Consider the following 23,860-nt stretch of genomic DNA (forward strand, 5'->3'; position numbering starts at 1 on the left):
GAGGACAGCCCCATGCGGTTTATCGAACTGATGCGCGACGCCGGCGCCGAGCCCCAGCCCCCCTTCTGCGATGACTGCTATCCGTTGTCCCTGCTGCTCTGGCTGCGGCGTGAGCAGGGCGGGGAGAGACAGCAATGCGACGAATCTGAGGTCGACGCCGTAGCCGCCTGAGCGAGTGCTTTTCGTCGGCTTTTTCCGGCACCGGGCGGAGCGGCTCTGCCGTCACGCCCATTCCCCTGGCTGGCAATCCCCGTTAGACTTGGAGCCTGTATTTGGCAGCGGAGCCCCGGGCGCCGCTGCCGCCATCAAGCCCAGCTGGAAAAAGTGTAATGATTCGACTAGCCATCAACGGCTACGGCCGTATTGGGCGCAGTGTTTTACGGGCTTTCTACGAACGTGACCTGCACCGCCATATGAAGATAGTGGCCATCAACGAACTGGCCGAACCCGAGGCCATGGCCCACCTGACCCGCTATGATTCCAGCCACGGCCGCTTCCGGCACGAGGTGACCCTGCTGCCGGGGGCCTTCGAGATAGAGGATGACCCCATCGCCCTGTTCCACGAGCCGGATCCGGCCAGGCTGCCCTGGCGCGAGCTGGGGGTGGATCTGGTGCTCGACTGCACCGGCGTCCTGTCGAGCCGGGCAGATGCCGGCCGGCACCTGGCGGCGGGGGCGAAAAAAGTGTTGTTTTCCCACCCGGCCGACAATGATGTGGATGCCACCATCGTTTATGGTGTAAACCACCAACAATTGACCGGTGCCGAAACCATCGTCTCCAACGCCTCCTGTACCACCAACTGTGTGGTGCCCGTAATTGAGACATTGCACAAAGTTTTTAATATAAAATGTGGTAATATTACTACCATTCACTCAGCCATGAATGACCAACAGGTGATCGATGCCTATCATTCGGATCTGCGCCGGACCCGGGCTGCCAGTCAGTCCATCATCCCGGTCGACACCAAACTGGCCAAGGGGGTAGAGCGCATCTTGCCCCATTTCGCCGGCAAATTTGAGGCCATTTCCGTACGGGTGCCGACCATCAACGTCACCGCCATGGATCTCAGCGTCATCGTCGAGAACAAGGCCACCGTCGAGGCCGTCAACCGGGTGCTGCGCGAGGCCGCCGAAGGCCCGCTGCGGGGCATCCTCGGCTATACCGAGGCGCCGCTGGTGTCGGTCGATTTCAATCATGATCCCCATTCCTCCATCATCGACGGTACCCAGACCCGGGTGAGCGACGCCAATCTGATCAAGATGCTGATGTGGTGCGATAATGAATGGGGCTTTGCCAACCGCATGCTCGACACCAGCCTGGCCTGGCTGGCGACCGCCGAGACCGCTTTCAAAAAACACTAGTACCTTAAAGAGGACGTTCTATGTCTGTCATAAAAATGAATGAGCTCGACCTGTCCGGCAAACGGGTGCTGATCCGCGCCGATCTGAACGTACCGGTAAAGGATGGCAAGGTCACCTCCGACGCCCGCATCCTGGCCTCCCTGCCCACCATCGAAGCGGCATTGGCCCAGGACGCCAAGGTGATGGTCACCTCCCACCTGGGCCGTCCCACCGAGGGCGAGTATGCCGACGAGTTCTCCCTGCAGCCGGTGGTCGACTACCTGGCCGCCAAGCTGAGCGCGCCCGTGCGCCTGGCCAAGAACTACCTGAACGGGGTGGAGGTGGCCGCCGGTGAGCTGGTGGTGCTGGAGAACGTGCGCTTCAACAAGGGCGAGAAGAAAGACGACGAGACCCTGTCCAAGCAGTACGCCGCCCTGTGCGACGTCTTCGTGATGGATGCCTTCGGCACCGCCCACCGGGCCCAGGCCTCCACCCACGGCGTGGCCAAATTCGCCCCCGTGGCCTGTGCCGGCCCGCTGCTGTCCGCCGAGCTGGAGGCCCTGGGCAAGGCCTTGGACAACCCGGCCCGGCCCATGGTGGCGGTGGTGGGCGGCTCCAAGGTCTCCACCAAGCTGACCGTGCTCGAGTCCCTGTCCAAGATCGCCGACCAGCTGGTGGTGGGCGGCGGCATCTCCAACACCTTCGTGGCCGCCGCCGGGCACAACGTGGGCAAGTCCCTGTACGAGCCGGATCTGATCCCCGAAGCCAAGCGCCTGATGGAAAGCTGCGACATCCCGCTGGCCACCGACGTGCGCACCGCGCCCGAGTTCTCCGAAACCGCCCCGGCCACCGTCAAGCTGGTCTCGCAAGTGACCGACAACGAGGAGATCCTGGATCTGGGTGACGAGTCCGCCCAGCGCCTGGCCGACATCCTGAAAAATGCCAAGACCATCATCTGGAACGGCCCGGTGGGGGTGTTCGAGTTTGAGAACTTCCGTCGCGGCACCGAGATCGTGGCCCGGGCCATCGCCGAGAGCGACGCCTTCTCCATCGCCGGCGGCGGCGACACCCTGGCGGCCATCGATCTGTTCGGCATCAAGGATCAGATCTCCTACATCTCCACCGGCGGCGGCGCCTTCCTCGAGTTCGTGGAAGGCAAGACCCTGCCGGCGGTGGCCATGCTCGAGCAGAGAGCCAAGGGCTGAGTTAACCTTATCCATTTAAAGCGGCCGGGTCATGCCGGCCGACAAGAGCCTCAACAGGAGCAAGAGAATGTCCCAGAAAATTTTTGACGTAGTAAAACCGGGTGTGGTCAGCGGCGACGACATGCAGAAGATCTTCGCCATCGCCAAGGCCAACGCGTTCGCCCTGCCGGCGGTCAACGTGGTGGGTACCGACTCCATCAACGCCGTGCTGGAAGCGGCCGCCAAGGCGAAAGCCCCGGTGGTGGTGCAGTTCTCCAACGGCGGCGCCTCCTTCTTCGCCGGCAAGGGCCTGAAGCTGGAAGGCCAGCAGGCCGCCATCATCGGCGCCATTTCCGGTGCCAAGCATGTGCACGCCGTGGCCGAGGCCTACGGGGTGCCGGTGATCCTGCACACCGACCATGCCGCCAAGAAGCTGCTGCCCTGGATCGATGGCCTGCTCGACGCCGGTGAGAAGCACTTTGCCGAAACCGGCAAGCCGCTGTTCAGCTCCCACATGATCGACCTGTCCGAAGAGAGCCTGGAAGAGAACATCGAGATCTGCGCCAAGTACCTGGCGCGCATGAGCAAGATCGGCATGACCCTGGAGATCGAGCTGGGCTGCACCGGCGGTGAGGAAGACGGCGTGGACAACACCGGCATGGACAGCTCCATGCTCTACACCCAGCCGGAAGACGTGGCCTATGCCTACGAGAAGCTGAGCGCCATCAGCGACAAGTTCACCATCGCCGCCTCCTTCGGCAACGTGCACGGCGTGTACAAGCCGGGCAACGTCAAGCTGACCCCCAAGATCCTCGACAACTCCCAGAAGTACGTGTCCGAGAAGTTCGGCCTGCCGGCCAAGTCCCTGAACTTCGTGTTCCACGGCGGCTCCGGCTCTTCCGCCGAGGAAATCAAGGAATCCATCGGCTACGGCGTGATCAAGATGAACATCGACACCGACACCCAGTGGGCCACCTGGGCCGGCGTGATGAACTACTACAAGGCGAAAGAAGCGTACCTGCAGGGCCAGATCGGCAACCCCGAGGGCGACGACAAGCCCAACAAGAAGTACTACGATCCGCGCGTCTGGCTGCGTGAAGGCCAGGTCAGCATGATCGCCCGCCTGGAGCAGGCGTTTGCCGAGCTGAACGCCATCGACGTACTGTAAGCGACTCCCCGGTCGTGATAAGGCCGGTCGGCGCAAGCCGACCGGCTTTTTTGTGCGCGCCGGGCAGGGCCGGGCATGACCGGAACGAATCCATTATGTTAGCATGCTGTCTTGCTCAAGCCGGTTCACGGAGCCATCTGCCTATCTCGAGGACAGTGCCTGATGATGAAGAGAGTAACCCGGGGCATGGTTCCATTCCTGCTCCTGGGGCTGCTTTGTTGGGAGATGACCACGGCTCCCGGGGCGAGCGGCGCCAGCATCGATTTCCCCCGCTTCCACCGGCTGATGGAAGCCCGCTACGGGCGGGAGCGGGTGGCGGTGTCCCATGCCTGGGAGCAGATGCTGAGGGAAATCGAGACGCTGCCGGAACAGGAAAAAATCGTCCGGGTGAACAGCTTCTTCCACCGCCACCTCAGCTACCAGACCGATATCCGGCTATGGGGAGAGGAAGACTACTGGGCCACGCCGCTCGAAAGCCTGGGGCGGGGGCAGGGTGACTGCGAGGACTATGCCATCGCCAAATATGTCAGCCTGCGCAAGGCGGGGATCGGCGACGAGCGGTTGCGGCTCATTTATGTCCGGGCCCGCATCGGTGGTGCGCGCAGCACCATGACGCAGGCGCACATGGTGCTGGGCTATTATCCGACCCCGACGGCGGATCCGCTGCTGCTCGACAGCCTGATCCCCAATATCCTGCCCGGCTCTCAACGCACGGATCTGACGCCGGTGTTCAGTTTCAACAGCCAGGGATTGTGGACGCCCGGCGCGACGGCTTCCGCGGCCAACCCCGTGGCGCGGCTGTCGCGCTGGCGTCAGGCGCTGGAAAGGATCCGGCAGGAAGGAGTGACCTGGTGAACAACCTAACTTGGCTGATGGTAACGGAGGAGAAGGCCTAATGTCCTTGATCAAACAGCTGTGGATTGCAATTGCGGTGATGATGACCCTGGCCTTTCTGAGCAGCTTTGCCATCAGCACCTTCAGCGCCCGGGATTACTACGAGGAGCAGCTGCGGCAGAAGAATATCGACAGCGCCAACTCCCTGGCACTGACCTTGTCGCAGATAGAAAAAGACGAGGTAATGATCGAACTGCTGATCGCGGCCCAGTTCGACACCGGCCACTACCAGCGGATAGAGCTCAGCTCTCCCTCCGGCGAGCCGCTGCAGCGAAAAATCGATGATGAGGCGACCGAGCAGGAGCGGGTGCCCGCCTGGTTCCTCAAGCTGGCCCCCCTGTCCATCTCCCCCGGGGTGGCCCAGGTGCAGGATGGCTGGCATCAGTATGGCACCCTCTATGTCGAGAGCCAGACCCGGTTCGCCCAGGCCGCCCTCTGGCAGACCACCCGCAAGCTGCTGCTGTGGCTGCTGCTGGTCGCCCTGCTCTGCGGGGCCCTGGGCAGCGGCTTGCTGAAGCTGATCACCCGCCCGCTGGATCGGGTGGTGGCCCAGGCGGAGGCCATCGGCGGACGGCGCTTCATCACCTCCAGCGAGCCCCGGACGCTGGAGTTCAGCCGCGTGGTCCGGGCCATGAATTTGCTGTCCGAACGTATCCGGCTGATGCTGGAGACCGAGTCCCGTCGCCTCGAGGAGCTGCGTTATCGCAACCAGCATGACGAAGTGACCGGACTGGCCAACCGGGAAACGGTGGTCAGCCAGCTCGATGCCCTGCTGGGCGAGGAAGACGGCCGGCATGCGGCCCTGCTGGTACGGGTGGTGGACCTGGCCGGCATCAACCAGAGCCTGGGACACCAGCGCACCAATGCCCTGTTGCGGGAGCTGGGGCAGGTGTTGCAGCAATGGCCGCAGGCCTTGGCGGACTCCTTTAGCGATGCCCATGCGGGACGGCTCAACGGCAGCGATTTTCTGCTGCTGTTGACCGATGCGGGTGAGCTGGCGGCCCTGAGTGCGGCCCTGAACGAGCGGTTGTCGGCCCTGGCCGGCCGCCACGAATCACAGCTGCGCCTGTTGCTGCCCCATGGCGCCTGTTATTTCCACTCGGGAGAGCAGCGTATCGAGGTCATGAGTCGGGTCGACAGCCTGCTGGCGGTTGCCGAATAGCGGGATGCGACCTGCGCCGAAGTCGGCATCGCCACCGGTGCGTCCGATATCCAGGGGACCGACGGCTGGCGGAGCATGCTGACCCGGACCCTGGCGGAGCAGGGCGTCAGGGCGGTTCGCTTTCCCGTTGTGCACTTGACCGGTGATGCACTCCTGCACCAGGAGGCCATGATGCGCCTGGAGCTGGATGGCAAGACCTATAGAGCCGGGGATTTCATACCCTGGGCCCGTCGCCTGGGGTTGCTGCCGGCACTGGACGTGGCCATGGCCGGTCGTCTGCTCGAGGAGCTGAAGGCGACGGCGCAACCGGAGCCGCTGGCGATCAACCTGTCGATGGAAACGCTCAAGGATCCGCTCGGCCGGCAGCAACTGCTGATGCTCCTGCGCCAGTTTCCCGAGCTGGCGCCCTGGCTGTGGCTGGAGTTTCCGGAAAACCCGGTGATCCATCATGTCGAGCTGTTCAGGGAGTTTTGTGCCCAGGTCAAGCCCCTGGGTTGCAAACTGGGAATGGAACGGGCCGGTCGCGGCTTTGCCAGGATTTCCCGGTTGCAGGAACTCGGCTTGGATTACCTCAAGGTGGATACGGCCCTGACCAGGGAGCTGTCCGGCAACCAGGGCAACCAGGGCTTCCTGCGCGGCCTGTGCACCCTGGGGCACTCCATCGGACTTCAGTTGGTCGCCGATGGCGTCCAGTCTGCGGACGAGCTTGAGCTGCTGCGGGCCTTGGGATTCGACGCGGCCGGCGGGCCGGGCATCTCCCCCTGAGCGGCGCAGGCGAGCCCCGGGGGCCCGCCTGCGCGCCACCAGCAAGGTGCATATTCAGAGCATGGGGATGGTGTCTTCGTCGCCCTCGTCGCCCAGCAGGTCCAATCGGTGCTGCTGGCGGCGCAGGCTCTGGCGGGCGAGCAGCTTGTGCTGGGCCATGGGCGGCAGATCGGTGAACTGGATGAGATTCTTGTCGATCAGCACATCGATCAAATCCTCGAGTACCCTGGCCAGGGCGATGTCGGATTCCCGCAAGGCCTGCAGGTGCGCCGTTTCTTCCTGCCGGCCGACGCCGAAAAACAGGGACAGCTCCGGTGAATCCGCCGCGATGGTTTCTTCGATGCCCGGCTCCCGCTCCAGGCTGACGGCCAGGATCCGGCCCGTAGGATCGCGTTTGACAAACATCAGGTGCGCTCCTGGCCACGTACCAGCAGCATCAGGTGCATGCGATCCCGGGCGCCCAGTTTTTCAAAGATGGAGCTGAGGTGCGCCTTGACGGTGCGCTCGGTGATGTCCAGCTCGAGGGCGATGCGTTTGTTGCTGGCGCCCTTGAGCACTTCGGTGGTGACCTGGCGCTCCCTGTCGGTCAGGGGGGAGAGGTCGCAACCCTCGCCGGTGGGCTGCTGCTCGAGCAATTGCGACAGCAGGCCGACCATCTTGCTGACCAGCGGCGCCGGCAGCCACAGACCGCCGGCGGTCACTGTCCGGGCCGCCTGGATGAGGATGTCCCGGCTCGCCAGGGCTTCGGTATAGCCCCTCGCCCCCGCGCTCAGCGCCTGGCGCAACTCCTCCAGCTGTGGCTGGCGGGTCATGGCCACCACCCGACGCCCCTCGGCCACGTGGTGGCGGATCTGTTCGGTCCAGCCGGGGATGGCTGTCAGTACCCAGATCAGCTCGGGGCAGGGGGAAGGGGCATCCTCCGGGGTTACGGCGATTCGTGCCCCGGGAAAGGACTGACGCCAGCGGGGGCTGATAAAGCCCTCTTCGGTAATAAATAAAGCATCACTCATCGTTCGGTCATCGCTTGTGAAGTGGCTCTGAGTACGGGTTTCAGCAGGTATTCCAGGATCGTTTTCTTGCCGGTGAGGATGTCCACCTGGGTGGTCATGCCGGGGATGATGGCCAGATCATCGGTAAAGCCCGGGGTGCGGGTGGCGAGCCGGACCAGGTAGTAGCTGTTGTCCTTGTCGTCGAGGATGGTATCGGCGCTGATATGCTGTACCTCGGCCTCCAGCCCGCCGTAGATGGCGAAGTCGTAGGCGGTAAACTTGATCATGGCGGCCTGCCCCGGTCGGATAAAGGCGATGTCCTTGGGCTGGATGCGGGCCTCTATGATCAGCTGGTCATCCAGCGGGATCAGCTCCAGCACTTCGCGCCCGGGCGCGACAACGCCGCCGACGGTATTGGCGAACAGGCGCTGGACAGTGCCGCGCACCGGCGCCCGGATTTCGGTTTGCTGTACCTTGTCGGCGAGGGCGGATTCGGCCTCGCTCAGGCCGTCGAGCCGGGCCTTGGATTCCAGGAACTCCTTGCGCCAGCGGTTGGTTACATTCAGCTCCACTTCCCTGATCTTGTTGCGGGCCTCTCCGATGGCGGCCTCGCTGCGGCTGATCGCGGCCTTGGCCCGCTCCACTTCCCCTCTGGCGTTGGCCAGCTCCCGCTCGATGCGCAGTATGTCCATGTCGGACACGGCGCCGGACTGCAGCAGGGGGCGGGTAACCTGCAGTTCCCGGCTGCTCAGGGCAAGGGCGCTGCTGTGCTGGCTCAGGGCGGCCTTGGCCTCGACCAGATCCTGCTGGCGCTGGTTGAGCTGGTTCTGGTAAATGGCAATCTGTTCCTGCAACTCCTCCTGGCTGGCCCGGTAGAGGCGCAGCTCGCGGGCGACCAGTTCGGGCGCCTGTCGCTGGAGTTCTTCCGGAAACACCGGCTCGGTCTGGTCGATCAGGGCCTGCAGTCGGGCAACCTCGGCGCTCAGCGCCAGATATTGCACCTGGCTCTCGCGCAGGCTGGAAATGGAGCGGGTCGGGTCGATGCGCAGCAAGACATCGCCGGCCTCCACCGTCTGTCCTTCCCGCACCAGTATCTGCTGGACGATACCGCCGTCCAGGGACTGGACCACCTGCAACTGCTGGGACGGGATGACCCGGCCCTGGCCCCGGGCCACCTCGTCCAGGGGGGCGAAGGCGGACCAGATCAGCAGCGCCAGGCAGGTTAGGCACATCAGGTACAGCATGGCCCTGGCGCGCACCGGCTCCTGCTGGAGTTGGGCCCAGTCCGCATCCAGGGCCCAATTCGGGCCGGAAGCGACCTTGCCGGCTGCCGGCAGCCTGTCGGGGCTTTGGGCCTGGGGATCCATGGTGGGGTGATTCATGCTGCGCTCCCAATCCTGCCCTGACGGAGGGCTTCCAGTACCTCGGCCTTGGGACCATCGGCCACCAGCCTGCCGTTGTCGACGACGATGATGCGCTCGGCCAGGGCCAGCAGGGAACTGCGGTGAGTGACCAGGATCAGGGTCTTGCCCTGGGCAATCTGGGCCAGGCTCTGCTTGATTTGTTCTTCGCTGCTGTGGTCGAGCGAGCCCGTGGGTTCGTCGAGCAGCAGTATGGGGGACTCCTTGATCAGGGCCCTGGCAATGGCCACGGACTGGCGCTGGCCGCCGGACAGCAACTGTCCCCGTTCGCCCACCTGCATGTCGAACCCGGACGGGTGGGTGTTGATAAAGCCGGCCAGGCCGCTCAGGTTGGCGGCATGCACGAGCTGGGCATCATCCACATGGGGGGTGCCCATGGTCAGGTTATCGCGCAGGGTGCCGAAGAACAGGGACACGTCCTGGGGAACATGGCCGATACCGCGTCTCAGCTCGGCCGGATCGAGCTGGCGGATGTCCACGCCGTCGATCAGTATGGTGCCGGCGTCCGGCTCATAGAGACCCAGGATCAGTTTTTCCAGGGTGCTCTTGCCCGAGCCATTGCGTCCCAGTATGGCAACGTGCTCGCCGGCCTTGATCCTGAAGCTGATATCGGCAAGGGCCTGGCGCTCGGCATCGGGGTAGCTGAAGCCCACCTGCCTGAACTCGATGTCTCCCCGGAGGATGGGACGGCTTACCCAGTGTTTGCCCTGGGGGCGCTCCACCGGCCGGGCCATGATGTTGTTCAGGCTTTCCATGGCGGCGGCGGCATGGTGGTACTGGGACAACAGGGCGGCCGCCTGGCCGATGGGACCCATGGCGCGGGAGGACAGCAGGTAGGCGGCGATCAGCCCCCCCTGGGTGAGATGGCCGCCGGTGATCAGGTAGACGCCGACGATGATAAGGGCCACGGCCACGGTGTGTTGAACCCAAAGGGCGCCATTGCTGACGGAGGCCGCCAGCAGGCGCATCTGCGCCGTGATGCGGCTCAGGAAGAGGGTGGTGCTTTCCCAGGTGCCCTGCATCCTGCTCTCGGCACCGACGGTCTTGAGGGTTTCCAGGCTGCTCAGGCATTCAACCAGGGTGGCGTTGCGCATGGCGCTGGCGCGGATCATGGTTTCCGACAGCCGTTGCATCTTGCGCTGGGCCAGGGCGGCATAAAGCAGTATCAGCACGGTGCCCACCAGGATGGGGAGCACCAGCAGCCAGTTGATCAGGCCGATGATAAGGCAGAACAGCAGGAAGAAAGGCAGGTCGACCAGGGCCACCAGGGTCACGGAGCCGATGAAGTTGCGGACCGATTCGAAGGCCTGCACATTGCTGGCAAAGGAGCCGGCCGAGGCGGGGCGATCCGCCAGCTTCATGCCCAGTATCTGCTCCATGATGGCGGCGGACAGCTTGACATCGGCCCGGCTGGCGCCGAGATCCACAAACCAGCTGCGCATCAGGCGCAGCCCCAGATCGGCGCAGAGCACGATAAGGATCCCCACCGCCAGTACCCAGAGGGTATCGGTGGCGTGATTGGGCACCACCCGGTCATAGATGTTCATGACGAACAGGGGCATGGCCACCGCGAAGCAGTTGATCATGATGGCGGCCAGGATGATGTCCCGGTACAGGGGGCGGTTTTCGGTCATCACTCCCCAGAACCAGTGCCCGTCCGGTTTTTTTCTCGCCCTGGGGGCCCGGGCGTCGAAGTGGAACTCGGGGCGCAGATAGATGAGCTTGCCCGAGTATTGGCGCTGCAGTTCGTCGAGCGGGAGGCTGACTTCGGCCTCCGTCAGTTCCGGCCAGATCACCCGTGCGTTGCCTTGCTCGGGATCCAGGCCGGTGAGGATACAGGCCCGGTCGTCGTGTAGCAGCAGCACGGCGGGAAGCAGGGACGGATTCACCGCACTCAGGGATTGGGTTGCCAGGCGACTCGATAATCCGGCGCGCTTGGCGGCGCGATGGAATACCGAAGGCACCAGCTTGCCTTCCACCAGCGGCAAACCGGCCAGGGCGGACTCTCTGGACAGTTTGCGATCGTGGAAGCGACAGAGGGTCAACAGGCAGTCGAGTAGCGGGCCGCCATGTTGTTCAGAATAGTCGGTCTTCGACATCACTCATTCCCGCGCGTCGTCCGGCCCGGGGCCGGACGACAGGTTACCGGGGCCGGGGCCCCGTTTGTTATCGGCTGGTGCTCAGTTGTCCCAGCACGGTGTTGACATCGTGATCGGGGCAGGCCGAGGCGGCGTCGACCGCGATGGGCTCGGCACCCAAATCACTTAGCGAAGGCAGTTCGTCGCCCACTACCTCCAGCGCCGGCAGCAGTTGTCCCATGGCCGCCAGGGTCCTGGCGATGGCCAGCCCACGGTCGTAGGTGGCGTTGGCATAGGCGCGGCTGGCCTGGAAGTATTCGTTTTCTGCATCCAGCACATCCAGCAGGGTACGCTGGCTGATATCGAACTGCCCCTTGTAGGCGGTTCTGACCCGGTCGGAGGATAACCGGTGCTGGTTCAGGATGGGAAGCTGTTGATCCAGTTTTTGCACGTCATTGTAGGCGATTTGCAGCGTCTGTCGCATATCCACGCAGGCCTTGTCGCGCAGATCCTTGGCCTGGTTGACTTCTTCATAGGCCTTGCGCAGGCTGGCCTGATCCCGGCCGCCCTGGTAGAGGTTGTACCTCAGATCCAGGCCGACGCGGGCGTCGTTGCGGCGCTCATCGAAACCGTTATCGACGTAGTCCCGGGTGCCGTACTTCGCGGTCAGGTTCAACTGGGGATGAAAGGCGGATTTCTGACCGTCGGCGGCGGCTTCCTGGGCATGGATGTTGCGCAGCGCGGCGTGGAAGGCGGGGCTGCCCTGGTAGGCGAGGTGGATGGCTTCGCGCACGCTCAGGGGAAGCGTGCCGTTATCGAGCTGCAGGGGCGCGAGCTCGAGCGCCGGCAGCTCACCGACGACACGCAGATAGCGGGCGCTGACATCATGCAGGTTGGACATCTCGGTGAGCAGGTTGGCTTCGGCCAGGGAGAGGCGACCGTTGATCTGCTCCAGATCGGCCCGCCTGGCCACGCCGGCCCGGGCGCTTTCTTCGATCTGGTTGTAAACCTCGAGGTGGCTGGCCAGGTTGGCTTCGGCCAGGGCGACCAGTTCACGGTAGCGCATCACGTCCTGGTAGGCGCCAACGGATGACAGCGCGGTGTTTTCTACCTGCGCCAGCAGCTCGAAATAACGGACGAGTTGGGCATCCTCGAAACGCTGCACGTCATTGGCGGTTTTGAAGCCGTCATACAACATCTGCACCAGGGAGACTTCGGCCGCACCGCCGGTAAAGTCCCGCTTTTCACTGTAATTGCGCCATTCCTTGCCATACCCGGCGGTTACGTCCAGAGTCGGCAGGTAGCCGCCCCGGGCGAAGTCGACATCGTGCCCGGCGGCGCGAAAGGCACGCCAGCTGGCCTGTACTTCGGGATTGGTGGTGATGGCTTTTTGCGCCACCTCGGTGATGGTCAGGGTGGGCTGTTGCGCCAGCGCCGAAAGGGACAGCAGGTAAAGACCGCCGGCCAGTGCCGACCAGCGCTTGGGTGTGGCCATCAAGGTTTTGTTCGGTGTCTGCATAAGGATTTTGTTTGAGTGAAATGGTGAATGGGGCGCAGCCTAGCACCAGGCCGTAAGCAAAGCGTATCCATTCGGGAACGAATAGGAGCCGGGCCCTAACAAACCGCCTGCATCAGGGCCTGCCGTATCCGGCGGATCCGACTGGGCGCATTCAGCTCCTCCAGTATCCTGGGGATGAGCGGGTGGGCAAACCGAACACGCGTTCCGGTTACCCGGTGCAGCAGCCCCGACTCTACCATGGCCGCCATGGCCTCGGCGATCTCTTCCCGGGTCGTTTTTTCCGGCATCAGCGCGGCCAGTTCCTCGTGGGGTGTATCGGTACCGGCAACAGCGAGGATGAGCGCCAGCTCCCGGTGTCGGCCCTGGCGGTCGATATCCGGGCTGAACAGAGCTATCAGTGCATCTGGAATTTGCTGGGTGCCCTGATGTTCGGCCAGCAGCTTCAGGACCAGGGGAATGCCCCCCGACAGATGAAAGCATTGCTGCCTGTGCTCGGCCGAGGCCGTTTCGGGCAACCAGCGTTGCAGCAGGGCCTGGCCGGCCGAAAGCGGCAGCGGCGGCAAATTCAGGCAGTGGCCCGGCCAGGCCATCGTTGTCGGGAGCTGGTGTCCCGTTACCAGGAGAAAAGGCGCCGGCCTGGCGTGCCGGGCCAGATGGATAAAAAATTCCAGTGTCAGCGTGTCGCACCAGTGTACGTCTTCGAGCCAGTAAAGGGTGGCATGGCTTGGCCTCAATGGCCCAAGCAATGGGACGAGGCGGGAGAACAAGCGATGCTTTTGGCCGTCATCCCGTATGTTGACGGCATCCAGGTCGCTTATCCATTGCTCGTAGTCGTAGAGGTGCCGTCCCGAGGAAGAGATGGCCCCGACGCGCGCCGAGGGCGGATGAGAGGTCAGGAAATGGAACAAGGTCTCCAGCGGGGCAGGCTGCAAATCGGGCTGGCAACACAGCCGGTGCAGGGTGTCGCCCTGCATCGGCTGCCGTGCCAGCCATTGGGCGACCAGCGCCGTTTTGCCCATGCCGGCGCCAGCCAGTATGGCTACCATCCCGGGGCCGGTGTCTTGCCGGATTTCGGTCAGTTTTTCCAGCTGAGGGTCTCGTCCCTGCAGAGGACTTGCCGGCGCGGTGGCGGCTTGATTTTCTTCCGCTTGGTAATAAAGTGCCTGCACGGTACCGTCGGATTGACGCCGGCGATCCTGCAGCTTGTGCAACCGCCCCCTGTATGCAAGCAACTGTTGCACCTTGTCGCTGACGAGGGGCTGGTTGTATTGGGCGTTGTGGCAGACCCTGGCCGTTTCTTCGGTGATTTCCCCGAGCAGATCCGGAATGGTGTTGTCCAGAGACGAAAACAGCCTGCCGCAATGGATGCCAATCTTGACCCTGGCATCCTGACAGGCCCGTGCCCAGGTGCTGAGGCGAAGGGCGGCGCTCCAGGCGAGCCAGGCTGCATCGACGATGGCATTGGGCCAGCCAAAATAAAAAAAGGCGCCCTTTCCCGCGCTGTTCAGGTGGAAGGCCCCCATCTTCTTGCCGAGCAGGGCCCGGGTCATCTGATCGAGATCGTACAACCGTTGTGACGCTTCCTCGGGATCCTGACTCAGGCTGAACCATTGTACCCGTAGTACCACCACCAGGGAGACTTTCTGTATAACGGGAAAAGGGGATGGCGCCATGAGGCTGACGCGGGGTGCCATGCCGTTGAGCAGCTTGTCACGCAGGGCCAGGGTGGCGGCCTCGGGGGCGACGTCCAGTTCGCGTCGCAGGCGGCGGGAGAAGGATTCGAACAGCTTCAATGCCGCACCGGGATGGCCGGCAGCGGCGTGCATTTCCATCACCTGGCGCAGGTGCATTTCGTTGTCCGGATCGATTTTCATCAACAGATGGGCATAGTCCAGCGCCTGCTCATCGGCGCCTGAACACTGGCTGCATGTAATGAGTCGCTGCAGCAGGAGCAACTGCTGCATGCGAAGCTGCTCCCGCTTGTGGGCGAGCCAGAGTTCGAATTCATCACAGCCCGGGAGGTTGTAGGCCGGCAGGAAGTCGCCGCTCAGGATGTGGGGAGTCAGCCGGACGGCCAGATCGGCGAGCAGTCGGCACTCGTCGGCGTGACACGAGTCGCAGGCGGGTAGGGGGTGCTCCAGCGTAGCCAGATCGAGGCCGGCCACCAGTTCGGAACGAAAACCGATGCTGTGGCGGCAGGATTGCAGCGGCGAGGGACGGTCCGCTCCTCCCAGGGTCTGGTTCAGGTTGGACAGTACCTGACGAAGGTTGCTCCTGGCCGCACTCTCATCCAGTTCGGGCCAGAACAAGGCCGCCAGATAATCGCGGCTGTGGGGTTTATCCCTTTCCGACGCCAGAAAACCCAGCAGCCCCAGTGCCTTGCGATAGCGTTTGGGGAACGGGAGTTCTTGCCGTCCGACCCGGATCGAGGTGGTACCCAACAGCAAGATATCGCAGAAATCGGATGAGGGTGCAGGCAAGGGTGGCTCTCCATGATATGACGCAATGACCTCCTGGCAGGCGCGCATCATCACACACTCAGGCCGGGAGGGAAATCCTGACCTGTACTTCGGTCCAATAGGCTTATCTGTTTCTATGTTTAATATGCGTTATATCTAGAGTTTATAACGGACGAAAGACGATGAGTATACCAGTTGCTGTGGTTTCCGAGGTCAATGGCTATGTCGCGGCCCAGGCCGCCGATGGTTCTGTCCGCCTGCTGACGACCGGCGACACCCTGCTGGCAGGCGAAGTCCTGATAACGGGGGAGAATGCCCAGGTCATTCTTGACAATGGCAATAACGAACAGATGCAGTTTGGTGGCAATCAGCGCCTGCAGATGACCCAAAACCTGCTGGCGTCGGCGGAGCCCGAGCCTCAGGAAAGTGCCCTGCTGGATCCCAGTGTCGAAGCCGTGCTGGCGGCACTGGAAAGCGGCAACGACCTGCTGGACGAGCTGGAAGCGCCCGCCGCGGGTGCTGACGGCGCCCCTTCTGGAGGAGGCGGCTCCTTTGTCTCTTTGACGCGTATTGTGGAAGAGATCGAGCCTCTCGAATTTGATTTTACCATCGAAGATGTAGAACCGTTTGGGCTCCCTTTTGGGGACGAAACGGATACTGACGATACTGACGATACTGACGATACTGACGATACTGACGCGGACGCGGACGCCGATGCGGATGCGGATGCGGATGCGGATGCCGATGCGGACGCCGACGCCGACGCCGATGCCGACGCCGACGCCGATGCGGACGCCGATGCGGACGCCGATGCGGACGCCGACGCCGATGCGGATGCCGATGCGGATGCGGACGCCGATGCGGATGCCGATACGGACGCCGATGCTGACGCCGATGCGGACGCCGACGCCGATGCGGATGCCGATGCGGATGCGGACGCCGATGCGGACGCCGATGCGGACGCTGATGCCGATGCTGATGCGGATGCCGATGCCGATGCGGACGCAGATGCTGACGCGGATGCGGATGCGGACGCCGATGCGGACGCCGACGCCGACGCCGATGCGGATGCCGACGCGGATGCGGACGCTGACGCGGATGCCGACGCGGATGCCGACGCGGATGCCGACGCGGATGCCGACGCCGATGCCGATGCGGATGCGGACGCCGATGCGGATGCGGACGCCGATGCCGACGCCGATGCGGATGCGGATGCGGACGCCGATGCGGATGCGGACGCGGATGCCGATGCGGATGCCGATGCGGATGCCGACGCCGATGCTGATGCCGACGCGGATGCCGATGCGGACGCTGATGCCGATGCCGATGCGGACGCCGACGCCGATGCGGATGCGGACGCTGACGCCGATGCTGACGCTGACGCTGACGCCGACGCGGATGCGGACGCCGATGCCGATGCGGATGCCGACGCCGATGCGGATGCGGATGCGGACGCCGACGCTGATGCTGATGCTGATGCGGATGCGGACGCCGATGCGGACGCTGATGCTGATGCTGACGCCGATGCGGATGCCGATGCCGACGCCGATGCGGACGCCGATGCGGATGCCGATGCGGATGCCGACGCGGATGCCGATGCGGATGCGGACGCTGATGCCGATGCCGATGCCGATGCTGATGCGGACGCCGATGCGGACGCGGATGCCGATGCGGATGCCGATGCGGATGCCGATGCGGATGCGGACGCTGATGCCGATGCCGATGCCGATGCGGATGCGGACGCCGACGCCGATGCTGACGCCGACGCCGATGCGGATGCGGACGCCGATGCCGATGCGGATGCTGATGCGGACGCCGATGCCGATGCGGATGCGGATGCCGATGCCGATGCGGACGCGGACGCTGACGCCGATGCGGACGCTGACGCCGATGCGGATGCGGACGCTGATGCCGATGCTGATGCGGACGCCGATGCGGACGCGGATGCCGATGCCGACGCGGATGCCGATGCGGATGCGGATGCGGATGCGGACGCTGATGCCGATGCCGATGCCGATGCCGATGCGGATGCGGACGCCGACGCCGATGCTGACGCTGACGCTGACGCTGACGCCGATGCGGATGCGGACGCCGATGCCGATGCGGATGCCGATGCTGATGCGGACGCCGATGCGGATGCGGATGCGGATGCCGATGCGGACGCGGACGCTGACGCCGATGCGGACGCTGACGCCGATGCGGACGCTGACGCTGACGCTGATGCTGACGCCGACGCCGACGCCGATGCGGACGCCGATGCGGATGCCGACGCGGATGCCGACGCGGATGCCGATGCGGACGCCGACGCTGACGCCGATGCGGATGCCGATGCCGATGCTGATGCTGACGCTGATGCTGACGCCGATGCCGATGCCGACGCCGATGACGATAAGGACAAGGGTCCGCAGGGCAACAATGGCCACGGCAATGGGGACCAGGACGCGCCCGGCAACTCCGGCGGCAACAACAATGCCGAAAACAGCGGCAATTCCGGCAAGGGCAACAGCGGTCAGGGGCAGTCCGGCAAAGGTTCGAAGGGCAACAATGGCCACGGCAACGGGGATCAGGACGCGCCCGGCAACTCCGGCGACAACAACAATGCCGAGAACAGCGGCAACGCCGGCAAGGGCAACAGCGGCAAGGGGCAGTCCGGCAAAGGTTCGAAGGGCAACAATGGCCACGGCAATGGGGATCAGGACGCGCCCGGCAACTCCGGCGACAACAACAATGCCGAGAACAGCGGTAACGCCGGCAAGGGCAACAGCGGCAAGGGGCAGTCCGGCAAAGGTCCGCAGGGTAACAATGGCCACGGCAACGGGGATCAGGGCGCGCCCGGCAACTCCGGCGACAACAATAATGCCGAGAACAGCGGCAACGCCGGCAAGGGCAGCAGCGGCAAGGGGCAGTCCGGCAAAGGTCCGCAGGGTAACAATGGCCACGGCAACGGGGATCAGGACGCGCCCGGCAACTCCGGCGACAACAACAATGCCGAGAACAGCGGCAACGCCGGCAAGGGCAGCAGCGGCAAGGGACAGTCCGGCAAAGGTCCGCAGGGCAACAATGGCCATGGCAACGGGGACCAGGATGCGCCCGGCAACTCCGGCGACAACAACAATGCCGAGAACAGCGGCAACGCCGGCAAGGGCAGCAGCGGCAAGGGGCAGTCCGGCAAAGGTCCGCAGGGCAACAATGGCCACGGCAACGGGGACCAGGATGCGCCCGGCAACTCCGGCGACAACAACAATGCCGAGAACAGCGGCGACTTGGGCGACGGCAACAGCGGTCAGGGGCAGCCCGGCAACAATGGTCAAGGCGGCCAGTCTAAGATGTGGCTGGCCGAGGACGATGACGTGGTCGCCCTGCCCTTGGGGGATGAGGCTACTGATCCTGATACGAGCGGTTTCACGCAAGAGGAAAGTGAGCCCCTGGCGTTGGGAAGTCTGCTTGTTGATGACGAGGGAGAACTGGACGGCGTGATCGCCGCCACCACAGGCGATAATGGAGAAACGGTGCTCACCATTGAGCCGGGGACGGAAGGCCAGGGCTCTGCTCCCGGATACGAGCCTCCGCTCGTGGTCGATGGGGAACAAACGGAGGGTTTTTTCAATATCACGAACAAGCCGGAGGGGCTTGATCAGTAATATTTGAGCCAGGATCTCACCCCGGGTGGCCATGCCGCCCGGGGTGAATATCGTTCAAGTAACCGCTCCCGATATGGCTGAATTAGGGGATGCTCCATGCGGCATGTTCCCCGACATGATTGGTCAGTCCAGCAAGCCCCGGCGGGTTAGTCCTATTCGGAGCGGTTGTTTAAGTCGGCCGTATTCAGAAGGATCGCGTTGACCCATGAAACCGTGATCAAGGCATGTAAAGAGGGGATTGATGCTGTTACCTGAATTGTTGAATCACGCTTACGGTGAACTTTCTGCCCTTCTGACCGGCAATATCAACATCCGGGTGGATCCGCCGGCGGCAGTCGATCCCGTCTCTCCCGGTGCCGGGGAGGTGGTGGCGGGACATAAGGGCACGACTGTCGACCCCGGCTATCCCCGGATGGTGTTGTTTTTTTCGCTCTGTGACGGTCGGTCCCGGGCCCGGGTGCTGCATGTGGCGGCGCCGGATTTCGAGTCCGCCTGGCAACAAGGGGTGACAGCTTGCCAGGAGTGGGCACGGCACCAAGCCCTGTCAATAAAATGGTTGCGCATCGATTGGGTCACCCGTATCCAGCCCATGACCTGGGGCCGGCTGACCCGGCAGTTTCGCAATACCAAGCGCAATTATTTCCGTTATGGCATCGCCCTGGACGCCGGCTTCGATATTGCCTTTCTTGAGCAGGAGCTCAATGCCAACGCCATGTTGTATGCCGGCGCCGAGGTGGCACAGGCCAGCCTGAATCCGAAAAATGTCGGGGTTTACGCCAGGAAGCGCTACGGCACCGAGGTGCCGCTGGATACGGGAGACAACACACCGGTATTCGTGTTTTCCACCCAGGGCCGCTTTTATGCCGACGATCCGGTACTGACCGCCCTTCCCGGCAGCCGGCAGCAGGGGATCCCCCTGTCCGGGCCCGGACGCAACGGCGGCCGGCGGCAGATCCCCTCGCTTCATGCCGATGATGTGTTCCGCCTCCTTACCAGTGCCTCCGAGTTTCTTGCCCGTCAGGTCAAGGCGTCGGGTGAATTCGTGTACGGTCATTTCCCCTGTTTTGGCCGGAACATCGCCAACTACAATGCCCTGCGTCACGCCAGCACCACCTACGCCATGCTCGAAGCCTGGGAGCTGACTGGAAGCGAGAGCCTGAAAGCGGCCATCGACCGCTCCCTGGCCTACCTGACCCAGGCCCTGATCCGCCCCTATGTGCTGGGGAGCGGCGAGGCGGCCGCCTATTTGGTGGACAGCGGGGAGGAAATCAAGCTGGGGGGCAACGCCGTGTGCCTGCTGGCCCTGGTCAAGTATACCGAGCTTACCCGCGACTACCGCCACCAGGAGTTGATGGACGCCCTGGCGGTGGGCATTGCAAGAATGCAAAACCCGGAGACCGGGCAGTTTGTGCATGTGCTGTATGCCGGGGACTTGTCGGTCAAGCAGGAGTTCCGGATTATCTACTACGACGGCGAGGCGGCCTTTGGTCTGATGCGGTTGTATGGGCTGACGCAGAACCCCCGCTGGCTGGCCCTGGTGGAAAAGGCGTTCGAATACTTCCTGCAGGCCGGGCACTGGCAGGCCCATGACCACTGGCTGTCGTATTGCGTCAACGAATTGACCCGTTACCGGCCGGAAGAAAAGTACTTCCGTTTCGGAGTGCAGAATATCGCGGGCTACCTTGACTTTATCCAACACCGCATCACCACCTATCCCACCCTGCTGGAACTGTCGATGGCGTTCCAGAAGATGCTGAGCCGCCTTAAGCTGATGCCGGAGATGAGCCATGTGCTCGACGGCTTCGATGAAGAGGCTTTCTACCGGGCACTGCACCAGCGGGCCCATTACCTGCTGAACGGCTTTTTCTGGCCGGAATTTGCCATGTATTTCGCCAGGCCCGAGTCGGTGCTGGGCAGCTTCTTCATCCGGCATCATTCGTTCCGGGTCAGGATAGACGATATCGAGCATTACCTGTCCGGCTATGTGGCCTATTGGGGATTGCTCAGGCGTCAAGGGGGAGGGGTATCGCCGCCGGCCTCTTGTTCCGAACCCGCGGTGGAGTCCGTGCTGCTGGCCTGGGGAGGGGATGTCAATCTGGGGCGGCGGCAGCACTACCGTACCGCCGAGCTGGGGGCCGAACGGGTGCTGGATATTCCGGCGCTCAAAGAGTCCCATCTGAGCCTGGTCAACCTGGAGTCCGTGGTCACCACCCGGGGGGAACAGGGCGTGGACAAGGGCGAGGGAGGCCCCTACTACTACCGCGCCCGTCCCGAGATGCTGGCGGTGCTGGGCCAGGCGGGCGTCGACGTGGTAAGCACGGCCAATAACCACAGCGGCGACTATGGTGCGGCCGGGCTTCTCGATCAGCAGCGCTGGCTGGCTGCCGCCGGCATGGCGCAGGTGGGTTCGGGTATTGATCGGGAGGCGGCGTTCCGGCCCCTGGTTCGACAGCTGGGTTCGTTGCGGCTGGCCCTGATGGCGGTGGATGCCACCCAGCATCGCTTTGCCGCCACCGAGACGAAGGCGGGCACGGCCTATCTTGCGCTGGAGGAGACGGAGGCCTGGCAGCAGCAGATGGAGCAGCGTATTGCCAAGGCGCGAGAGGTGGCGGATATCGTCCTGGTTTGTGTGCATTGGGGCGACAATCATGCCACCCAACCCAGTTCAGCCCAGATCAAGGCGGGGCACGTGCTGATCGATGCCGGGGCGGATGCGGTGTTGGGCTCTTCCGCACACCGGCTGCAAGGGGTGGAGCTGTACCGCCAGCGGCCCATTATCTACGATGCCGGCGATCTGCTGTTCGACGCGGTGCGTTCATCCCCCAAGGCCGGCGGCATCTTCCAGCTGGAGTTGAGCAAGCAGGGGGTGGAGCGAGTCATTTTTATACCGGTAGAAGTGGGTTTCGGCCATTCCTGGCAGGCCGAAGGGGCCAGGGCGCAAGAGATCCTGAGCCTCCTTGCCGAAAGATGCCGGCCTTTCCACAGCAGGCTTGAGCTGTGCGACAACGGCACGGCCACCCTGGCGGTGCGGTCGCCGCAGCGAACCACCCGCCTAGCACCGCGGCCTGCCAAGGTCTTTCGGCCCGCTCCGGCCCTCTGGATTTCGGCGTTGGAGCCTGCCTGGACGGTAAAGCAGGTACCCGCAGAGGCGCGGATGGAGCCCGTTACCTTGGGTCCCTTCACCTTGCTGGGGCTCAAGAGCGGTCCCCGCTGGATAGCACACCGACAGATGATCTGGGTGGAAAGCTTCTGGCGCATCGACGCCGGAGTGGAAGAAGACTGGCGGCTGGAAGTGACCGCGGTGCCCAGTTGGGAGGAGGGTACCAAGCCCTGGGGCCTGGGCATGGATCACGACTTCTGCGACTGGTTGCTGCCCACCAGCCGTTGGTGTCCCGGCGTTGTCTATCGGGACTTCTACGGTATCCGCCCTCCTGCCAGAAAGGAATGGGTCAATACCGAGCTGCGTCTGCAACTGAGGCTGCTCACCGGTGCGGGATCAGAGCGAGGCCGCGTCAGGCTGCCGGTGTATTTCGGGCTGGGGTTGCCAGAAAAGCCGGCCATGCGCTGGCCCTTTATTCAGCGCAGCTACCGCAGTGATTTTTCTTTGCTGCCGCCGGCGAGGGAGCAGACATACGCCTGGGATGCCGCCCAATTGCAGGCAGTGACCGGAGGTGTCTGGCTGACGCCGCCGGCCCATGACTGGCATGTGAGTTCGGTGGTACGGGGCCGGAGCCATGCCGCCATGGTGAAGCCTCCCACCCTTTATGTGGCGTCCACCTCGCTCGAACTGGCCCGCCATGAGCAGTATTCCAATATCGCCAACTGCTACCGGCGCGGCTGGGACAGCCATAGGGTGCTGAAAGCCCTGCCCAGGGGGGTGGCCGGGGTGATCGTCAGCCGTCCCGTAGCCGGCCTGCCGGAGGCGTTGCCGGTGCTGATGGTGGAGGACCCCGTCAAGGCGCTGATCGAGCTGGGCATCGCCGCCCGGCAGCGGTTGTCCTGCCCCCTGGTGGCGGTGACCGGCAGCGCGGGCAAGACGACGCTGGTGTCCATGATCCGGCAGTTATTCTCGGACCGGATGGAGGTGCATACCACCTACGACAACTACAATTCCCGCGTCGGCATCTTTGCGGTGATGGCTGGCGTACCTCCATCGGCGCGGCTGGTAGCGCTGGAAGTAGCCGTCTCCGCCATCGATGTCAGGCAGTACCGTAACATCAAGCTGCTGGCACCCGATGTGGCGGTGATCACCAATATTGGCCCGGCCCACTTGCGTGGCAATGAGGATACGGCTGCCATCGCCGCCAGGAAGGCAAACCTCTTCCGGGGGGTGCGTCGGGGCGGCCTGGCCATAGTATGCCGCGACACCGCCCATTACGACGAGATAGCGGCGCGGGCGTTGGCGGAAGGACTCGTTCTGATCAGTTATGGCGAACATGAACAGGCCGACTGCCGGCTGCTTACCTTCGATGTCGACCAAAGCCGGGCGCTGGTGGCCTATCAGGGGCATGAGCTGGAATACCCCCTGGGAATGGCTGGCCGCCATTTTGCGGTGAACAGCCTGGTATGCCTGATCCTGGCCCGGCACCTGGGGCTTCCCCTGGCGGCGGTTGCCGAGGGGTGCGCGGCATTGAAACCGGTTGAAGGGCGAGGAGAGTCGCTGCCGTTGGCCATTGATGGCAAGCGCGTCATGGTGGTGGATGACAGCTACAACGCCAATCCCTTGTCCATGTCGGCGGCGCTGCAACAGCTGTCCGCCCTTTCTCATCGGGGACGGGCCCTGTTGCTGCTGGGGGACATGCTGGAGCTGGGGCGGCAGGCTCAGCAATACCATCTTGAACTGGTGCCCGATATTGCCAGGTGTTCACCCGGCAAGGTATATCTGGTCGGATCTTACATGAAAGCCGTGGCCGGACGGTTGCGTGAGCAAGGTATTTCATGCCGCTGGTTTGAACAGGTTGGGCCGGTGATGGCCAGCCTCCGCCAGGAGTTGCAGGACGGCGACCTGGTGTTGGTGAAGTCGTCCAACGGCACCCGCTTGAGCGAGGTGGTGGCCGCCCTGAAAAGCCTGTCGGCCCCGTCGAGGTAAGGCTGCGATACGGCCAGGCCGGTTAAAGCCTACATTTTGTTCATCCCTCCAGGCCCGGGCTTCGGGATAGTCCGGCTCCTTGCGGGGCCTATTCCCTCTGCTATCTTTCTCTTATACGGTTGAAAAATCAGGCAGGACGCTTGCTTCAACC

Annotated in this window: 17 protein-coding genes; 9 read left to right on the plus strand and 8 right to left on the minus strand. The window is 63.6% G+C overall.

The features are described 5' to 3' along the window. Nucleotides 1-12: 12 nt before the first annotated feature. The 7 genes from AN401_RS19695 to AN401_RS06450 all read left to right on the plus strand — a co-directional run bounded on the left by AN401_RS19695 (nucleotide 13) and on the right by AN401_RS06450 (nucleotide 6,513). The gene (locus AN401_RS19695) at nucleotides 13-171 is read left to right on the plus strand and encodes a hypothetical protein (protein ID WP_157772163.1); all 159 of its coding nucleotides are present in this window, start codon (nucleotides 13-15) and stop codon (nucleotides 169-171) included. A 158-nt stretch (nucleotides 172-329) separates the two neighbouring features. Then, complete coding sequence (gene epd, locus AN401_RS06425; protein WP_096778834.1) at nucleotides 330-1,361, plus strand: erythrose-4-phosphate dehydrogenase; 1,032 nt, start codon at nucleotides 330-332, stop codon at nucleotides 1,359-1,361. 20 nt (nucleotides 1,362-1,381) lie between these two features. Continuing rightward, complete coding sequence (pgk, locus tag AN401_RS06430; RefSeq protein WP_096778835.1) at nucleotides 1,382-2,545, plus strand: phosphoglycerate kinase; 1,164 nt, start codon at nucleotides 1,382-1,384, stop codon at nucleotides 2,543-2,545. Between the two features lie 67 nt (nucleotides 2,546-2,612). Then, on the plus strand, nucleotides 2,613-3,692 hold the full coding sequence (fbaA, locus tag AN401_RS06435; protein WP_094037922.1) for a class II fructose-bisphosphate aldolase: 1,080 nt from the start codon (nucleotides 2,613-2,615) through the stop codon (nucleotides 3,690-3,692). A 162-nt stretch (nucleotides 3,693-3,854) separates the two neighbouring features. Further along, nucleotides 3,855-4,547 (plus strand): transglutaminase-like cysteine peptidase, encoded by a 693-nt coding sequence (locus tag AN401_RS06440; RefSeq protein ID WP_232513399.1) that lies wholly within the window; start codon nucleotides 3,855-3,857, stop codon nucleotides 4,545-4,547. 40 nt (nucleotides 4,548-4,587) lie between these two features. Continuing rightward, nucleotides 4,588-5,748, plus strand: coding sequence for a LapD/MoxY N-terminal periplasmic domain-containing protein (locus AN401_RS06445; protein ID WP_096778836.1), 1,161 nt, complete (start codon nucleotides 4,588-4,590; stop codon nucleotides 5,746-5,748). Nucleotides 5,749-5,823: 75 nt separating this feature from the next. Then, on the plus strand, nucleotides 5,824-6,513 hold the full coding sequence (locus AN401_RS06450) for an EAL domain-containing protein (protein WP_096778837.1): 690 nt from the start codon (nucleotides 5,824-5,826) through the stop codon (nucleotides 6,511-6,513). Nucleotides 6,514-6,567: 54 nt separating this feature from the next. Here the strand turns inward: AN401_RS06450 and AN401_RS06455 are convergent, their stop codons facing one another. The 8 genes from AN401_RS06455 to AN401_RS19950 form a co-directional block, all read right to left on the minus strand. Next, nucleotides 6,568-6,918 carry a hypothetical protein gene (locus AN401_RS06455; protein ID WP_094037920.1) on the minus strand — a complete coding sequence of 117 codons (351 nt, stop codon included), beginning with the start codon at nucleotides 6,916-6,918 and terminating at the stop codon, nucleotides 6,568-6,570. Beyond that, nucleotides 6,918-7,523 carry a response regulator transcription factor gene (locus tag AN401_RS06460; protein ID WP_094037919.1) on the minus strand — a complete coding sequence of 202 codons (606 nt, stop codon included), beginning with the start codon at nucleotides 7,521-7,523 and terminating at the stop codon, nucleotides 6,918-6,920. Before AN401_RS06460 ends, AN401_RS06455 begins: the two co-directional genes overlap by 1 nt. Beyond that, nucleotides 7,520-8,884 carry an HlyD family type I secretion periplasmic adaptor subunit gene (locus AN401_RS06465; protein ID WP_094037918.1) on the minus strand — a complete coding sequence of 455 codons (1,365 nt, stop codon included), beginning with the start codon at nucleotides 8,882-8,884 and terminating at the stop codon, nucleotides 7,520-7,522. Before AN401_RS06465 ends, AN401_RS06460 begins: the two co-directional genes overlap by 4 nt. Then, nucleotides 8,881-11,022, minus strand: coding sequence for a type I secretion system permease/ATPase (locus AN401_RS06470; protein WP_096778838.1), 2,142 nt, complete (start codon nucleotides 11,020-11,022; stop codon nucleotides 8,881-8,883). The genes AN401_RS06465 and AN401_RS06470 overlap by 4 nt, the downstream gene beginning before the upstream one ends. 67 nt (nucleotides 11,023-11,089) lie before the next feature. Beyond that, nucleotides 11,090-12,496, minus strand: coding sequence for a TolC family outer membrane protein (locus AN401_RS06475; protein ID WP_096778839.1), 1,407 nt, complete (start codon nucleotides 12,494-12,496; stop codon nucleotides 11,090-11,092). A 119-nt stretch (nucleotides 12,497-12,615) separates the two neighbouring features. Continuing rightward, nucleotides 12,616-15,051, minus strand: coding sequence for a BTAD domain-containing putative transcriptional regulator (locus tag AN401_RS06480; protein ID WP_096778840.1), 2,436 nt, complete (start codon nucleotides 15,049-15,051; stop codon nucleotides 12,616-12,618). A 68-nt stretch (nucleotides 15,052-15,119) separates the two neighbouring features. Then, entirely contained in the window at nucleotides 15,120-17,402 is a 2,283-nt protein-coding gene (locus tag AN401_RS19945; protein ID WP_198401818.1) for a hypothetical protein, read from the minus strand. 527 nt (nucleotides 17,403-17,929) lie between these two features. Next, nucleotides 17,930-18,136, minus strand: coding sequence for a hypothetical protein (locus AN401_RS19950; protein ID WP_198401819.1), 207 nt, complete (start codon nucleotides 18,134-18,136; stop codon nucleotides 17,930-17,932). Nucleotides 18,137-18,305: 169 nt separating this feature from the next. Here AN401_RS19950 and AN401_RS19955 point away from each other — a divergent pair, with 169 nt between their 5' ends. After that, nucleotides 18,306-18,620, plus strand: a complete 315-nt coding sequence (locus AN401_RS19955; RefSeq protein WP_198401820.1) for a hypothetical protein — start codon at nucleotides 18,306-18,308, stop codon at nucleotides 18,618-18,620. Between the two features lie 241 nt (nucleotides 18,621-18,861). Continuing rightward, nucleotides 18,862-23,709 carry a CapA family protein gene (locus AN401_RS06495; RefSeq protein WP_157772165.1) on the plus strand — a complete coding sequence of 1,616 codons (4,848 nt, stop codon included), beginning with the start codon at nucleotides 18,862-18,864 and terminating at the stop codon, nucleotides 23,707-23,709. Nucleotides 23,710-23,860: the final 151 nt, after the last annotated feature.

This window comes from Zobellella denitrificans (genome assembly GCF_002407485.1).
In the GTDB taxonomy this organism is placed as follows: domain Bacteria; phylum Pseudomonadota; class Gammaproteobacteria; order Enterobacterales; family Aeromonadaceae; genus Oceanimonas; species Oceanimonas denitrificans.

What these genes read in the sequence shown, in the direction of transcription:
- AN401_RS19695 (WP_157772163.1), top strand. Translation starts at nt 13, where the DNA reads ATGCGGTTTATCGAACTGATGCGCGACGCCGGCGCCGAGCCCCAGCCC.
- epd (WP_096778834.1), top strand. Translation starts at nt 330, where the DNA reads ATGATTCGACTAGCCATCAACGGCTACGGCCGTATTGGGCGCAGTGTT.
- pgk (WP_096778835.1), top strand. Translation starts at nt 1,382, where the DNA reads ATGTCTGTCATAAAAATGAATGAGCTCGACCTGTCCGGCAAACGGGTG.
- fbaA (WP_094037922.1), top strand. Translation starts at nt 2,613, where the DNA reads ATGTCCCAGAAAATTTTTGACGTAGTAAAACCGGGTGTGGTCAGCGGC.
- AN401_RS06440 (WP_232513399.1), top strand. Translation starts at nt 3,855, where the DNA reads ATGATGAAGAGAGTAACCCGGGGCATGGTTCCATTCCTGCTCCTGGGG.
- AN401_RS06445 (WP_096778836.1), top strand. Translation starts at nt 4,588, where the DNA reads ATGTCCTTGATCAAACAGCTGTGGATTGCAATTGCGGTGATGATGACC.
- AN401_RS06450 (WP_096778837.1), top strand. Translation starts at nt 5,824, where the DNA reads ATGCTGACCCGGACCCTGGCGGAGCAGGGCGTCAGGGCGGTTCGCTTT.
- AN401_RS06455 (WP_094037920.1), bottom strand. Translation starts at nt 6,918, where the DNA reads ATGTTTGTCAAACGCGATCCTACGGGCCGGATCCTGGCCGTCAGCCTG.
- AN401_RS06460 (WP_094037919.1), bottom strand. Translation starts at nt 7,523, where the DNA reads ATGAGTGATGCTTTATTTATTACCGAAGAGGGCTTTATCAGCCCCCGC.
- AN401_RS06465 (WP_094037918.1), bottom strand. Translation starts at nt 8,884, where the DNA reads ATGAATCACCCCACCATGGATCCCCAGGCCCAAAGCCCCGACAGGCTG.
- AN401_RS06470 (WP_096778838.1), bottom strand. Translation starts at nt 11,022, where the DNA reads ATGTCGAAGACCGACTATTCTGAACAACATGGCGGCCCGCTACTCGAC.
- AN401_RS06475 (WP_096778839.1), bottom strand. Translation starts at nt 12,496, where the DNA reads ATGGCCACACCCAAGCGCTGGTCGGCACTGGCCGGCGGTCTTTACCTG.
- AN401_RS06480 (WP_096778840.1), bottom strand. Translation starts at nt 15,051, where the DNA reads ATGATGCGCGCCTGCCAGGAGGTCATTGCGTCATATCATGGAGAGCCA.
- AN401_RS19955 (WP_198401820.1), top strand. Translation starts at nt 18,306, where the DNA reads ATGTGGCTGGCCGAGGACGATGACGTGGTCGCCCTGCCCTTGGGGGAT.
- AN401_RS06495 (WP_157772165.1), top strand. Translation starts at nt 18,862, where the DNA reads ATGCTGTTACCTGAATTGTTGAATCACGCTTACGGTGAACTTTCTGCC.